This is a genomic window from Paraburkholderia sp., from assembly GCF_036488505.1.
Taxonomy (GTDB): Bacteria; Pseudomonadota; Gammaproteobacteria; order Burkholderiales; family Burkholderiaceae; genus Paraburkholderia.
Genome location: NZ_DASXHN010000506.1, coordinates 1 through 4046, shown reverse-complemented (window position 1 = coordinate 4046; position 4046 = coordinate 1). Strand labels below are relative to the sequence as shown.

General features: G+C 65.2%; 4 protein-coding genes. 2 read left to right on the top strand and 2 right to left on the bottom strand.

Annotated features, from left to right (window positions below; translation table 11 throughout):
- Both VGH68_RS28910 and VGH68_RS28905 read left to right on the top strand, forming a co-directional pair.
- Positions 1-708 (top strand): ATP-binding cassette domain-containing protein (locus VGH68_RS28910; RefSeq protein WP_331607161.1); only part of this gene is annotated, 708 nt, incomplete at its 5' end.
- A gap of 240 nt (positions 709-948) precedes the next feature.
- Positions 949-2070, top strand: coding sequence for a DUF748 domain-containing protein (locus VGH68_RS28905; protein ID WP_331607160.1), 1122 nt, complete (start codon positions 949-951; stop codon positions 2068-2070).
- Positions 2071-2159: 89 nt separating this feature from the next.
- Here the strand turns inward: VGH68_RS28905 and VGH68_RS28900 are convergent, their stop codons facing one another.
- Positions 2160-2783, bottom strand: coding sequence for an HAD family phosphatase (locus VGH68_RS28900; RefSeq protein ID WP_331607159.1), 624 nt, complete (start codon positions 2781-2783; stop codon positions 2160-2162).
- A gap of 44 nt (positions 2784-2827) precedes the next feature.
- Positions 2828-4046: aminopeptidase family protein P (locus tag VGH68_RS28895; RefSeq protein WP_331607158.1), on the bottom strand; the 1219-nt coding region annotated here is incomplete at its 5' end.

Sequence of the window (4046 nt, the reverse complement as noted above, 5' to 3'; positions counted from 1 at the left end):
AATGAAGTGATCGAGTTCAAGAACGTCAGCAAGTCGTATGGCGACCGTCTGCTGCTCGACAACGTCAGCTTCAAGATCCCGGCGGGTGCGATCGTCGGCATCATCGGTCCGAATGGCGCCGGCAAGTCGACGCTGTTCCGCATGCTGACTGGCCGCGAACAGCCGGATTCGGGCGAGATCGCGCAGGGTCCGACCGTCAAGCTCGCTTACGTCGATCAGAGCCGCGAGGCGCTGGAAGGCTCGAAGACCGTGTTCGAGGAAATCTCGGGCGGCGCGGACGTGCTGACTGTCGGCAAGTACGAAACGCCGTCGCGCGCGTATATCGGCCGCTTCAACTTCAAGGGCGGCGACCAGCAGAAGATCGTCGGCAATCTGTCCGGCGGCGAGCGCGGCCGTCTGCATCTGGCGAAAACGCTGATCGCCGGCGGCAACGTGCTGCTGCTCGACGAACCGTCGAACGACCTCGACGTGGAAACGCTGCGCGCGCTCGAAGACGCGTTGCTCGAATTCGCCGGCTCGGTGCTCGTGATCTCGCATGACCGCTGGTTCCTCGACCGTATCGCGACGCACATTCTCGCGTTCGAGGGCGATTCGCAAGTGACCTTCTTCGACGGCAACTACCAGGAATACGAAGCCGACAAGCGCGCGCGTCTCGGCGAAGAAGGCGCGCGGCCTAAGCGTCTGCGTTACAAGCCGATTTCGCGGTAAGCGTCTCGCGCGGCCGCGCTCTGACGCGCGGTACAGCGGGTGGACCGCGGGGCACGGGTATTGCTTGCCCGGCGCGTGCGCCGCACCGCGTGATACCCACAATTACGCGGCATGCCGGCGTAAAGTCGGCCGCCACCATCAGGAGCATGCGCCGGGGCCCGCCCACTGAAGAGCCCGTCATCAGCATGCCGCGCCACGGGCGACGATGACGATGACGAGTACGAGTACGAGGAGACAAGCATGGCGATGTCGAAGGGCAGACGCTGGGTCGTCGGCGTGGGTAGCACGGTGCTGGCGCTGGTTGTCGTCGCCATCGGGGTTCTGCTGTTCGCGCAGCACGAAATCAGGAATCGCGTCACGGCCGCCCTCGGCCCGCTAGGCAGCGCCGAACACATCGACGTCGGCATTACTTCTGTCCACCTGTCCCACGTTCTGTTGAAGGCACCGCCCGACTGGCCGGCCGGCGAGCCGCTGCGCGCCGATGAAGTCACCATTACGCCCGACATTCGTGACGTGCTCGCGGGCCGCACCCATATCCGCGAAGTCGTGGTCCGCGGCTTCGATCTCGCCGTGCTGCGCAAACCGGACGGCTCGCTGAACCTGCTGCCAAACCTGCGCGACTCGCTGAACCGCTCAGATCAGTCCGGCAATCCGGGCGCACCGTCGACGCCGCGCGAAAAGCAGGTCGACCATATCCGCTTCGAGCAGGGCAACTTCCACTTCTACGACATGACCATCGGGCCGCCGCCGTACAAGGTGACGGTCAGCAACGCGAGCGCGAGCGTCGACAACCTGCATCTGCCGTCGCTGACGGAGCCGACCAACGTGAGCGTGCGCGGCTCGCTCGCAGGTCCGGCGCACACCGGCACGGTGACGTTCGACGGCTGGATCAAGATCGCAAACCGCGATTCGCAGACCACCAGCACACTGCGTGGGGTCGATGTCGCGATGCTCGATCCGTATCTGCTGAAGAAGGCCGGCGCGCGCGCCCAGGTGACGGGCGGCACCGTCGATCTGACAATCACGTCGACGGTGACCAACTATCACGTGCACGCGCCCGGCACCGTGACGGTTCACAACCTGCGATTGGCCGACACCGGCAACCCGCTGGACACCTTCCTGTCGATTCCGACCCGCGCCGCCGTCGCCGCGCTGAAGACGCACAACGGCGACCTCACGCTGCATTTCGTGCTCGACGGTGATTTGCGCGATCCGAAGTTCTCGGTGCGCGAAGGGATTCTCACGCGCATCGGCGCGGGATTTGCGCAAGCGCTCGGGGTGAGTGTCGAAGGGGTCGCGAAGGGGGCCGGAGAAACGGTGAAGGGGCTCGGGAATGCGCTGAAGAATCTGCTGGGGCAGTAGCGTAGCCAGCGATGCGTATCGCCGCATACAAAAACGGGCGTCGCGCTAACGCGGACGCCCGTTTTGTCATTCCCCGGCAGCTCCGCCGCTCATACCGGCAAGCCCAGCTCGCGCAGCTTCGCTTCAGTCTGCGCGGCGCTCGTGTGATGCACGCCGTGCCAGCCGAGTGCCGTCGCGGCTTCGGCGTTCTTTACGTTGTCGTCGATAAAAACCAGTTCGGCCGGCTGAATGCCCGGCATCTGCAGCTCGATGCGCCGGCGCATTTCCGAGAAGATCGCCGGATCGGGCTTCACAAGCTTCACGCGCCCCGACACGACGATATCGCGAAACCGCCGCAGCACCGGGTAATGTTCCCATGCATACGGGAAGGTCTCGGCCGACCAGTTGGTGAGCCCGAACAGCGGCACGTCCTGCGCCTCGAGCTTTTCCATCAGCGCGACGCCCTCTTCCAGCACGCCCGCCACCATCTCGTGCCAGCGCTCGTAGAACGCGCGGATCAGCGGCTCGTGGTCGGGAAACTTCGCGATCAGTTCGTCCGTCGCGTCGACGATCGGCTGACCGCCGTCCTGGCGGATCACCCAGTCCATCGAGCACACGTGCGTCAGAAACCAGCGCCGTTCCGTTTCATCGGGAATAAGCTCGCGGTACAGATACTCGGGGCTCCAGTCGATCAGCACGCCGCCGAAGTCGAACACCACTGCCTTGATCGTCATGCACGCTCCGTTCGCTCGTAGACGTTCGCCAGGTATCGCTCTGCTCAGACCGGTTGCGTGCGCAATTCGAGCCAAGCCTTTGCATCACCCGTCACATGCGGCGACAAACGGGTGCGCACGGTCTCGTGATAGGCGTTCAGCCATGCGCGCTCGTCGTCGCTCAGCAGCGAGAACTCGATGCAGCGCGTGTCGATCGGGCACAGCGTCAGCGTCTCGAACTTGAGGAAATCGCCGAATTCGGTTTTTTCGGCGGGCACGTTCAGCACGAGGTTTTCGATCCGCACGCCCCACTTGCCCGGCCGATAAAGACCCGGCTCGTTCGACGTGATCATCCCCTCTTCCATCGCGGTCCACGGTTCGGCCGGCGCGTAGTGCGAAATCACCTGCGGACCTTCGTGAACGTTCAGGAAGTAGCCGACGCCATGGCCGGTGCCGTGGCCGTAATCCGCCCCGGCCTGCCAGATCGGCGCGCGCGCGATCGCGTCGAGCATCGGCGAACGGATACCGCGCGGGAATTGCGCGCGCGACAGCGCGATCATGCCCTTCAGCACGACCGTGAAATCGCGCCGCTGCGCATCGCTCGGCGTGCCCACCGGCACGACCCGCGTGATGTCGGTCGTGCCGCTCAGGTACTGGCCGCCGGAATCGATCAGCAGCAGGCCATTGCCCTCGATGACCGCATGCGACTCGCTGGTCGCGCGGTAGTGCGGCATCGCGCCGTTCGCGTTGAAGCCCGCGATCGTCGCGAAGCTCAGCGACACGAAACCGGCACGGCGCGCACGGGCGGCGCTCAAGCGTTCGTCGATGGTCAACTCGGTGATGCGCTCACGGCCCAGCGCGTTTTCGAACCAGGCGAAGAATTCGGCGAGCGCGGCGCCGTCCTGCTCCATCGTCTCGCGCACGTGCGCGGCATCGGCCGCGCTCTTGCGCGACTTCAGAAAGGTGGACGGATTGACCGCCTCGACGACCTTGATCGTCGACGGCACCGCCTGCAGCGAGCCATACGTGATGCGGCGCGGGTCGATCAGCAGCGTGCTGCCGGCCGGCAACGCGGCGAGCGCGTCGGCGGCCTTCGCGTACGGCTCGACGCTGACGCCGTCGCGCGCGAGCACGCCGGCAAGCTCTGACGAAACCTTGCCATCGGCGACAAAGAGCGACACGCGATCGGCGCCGATCAGCGCATGCGCGACGAACACCGGGTTATAGCTGACGTCGGCGCCACGCAGATTCAGCAGCCACGCGAGATCGTCGAGCGTTGAGATG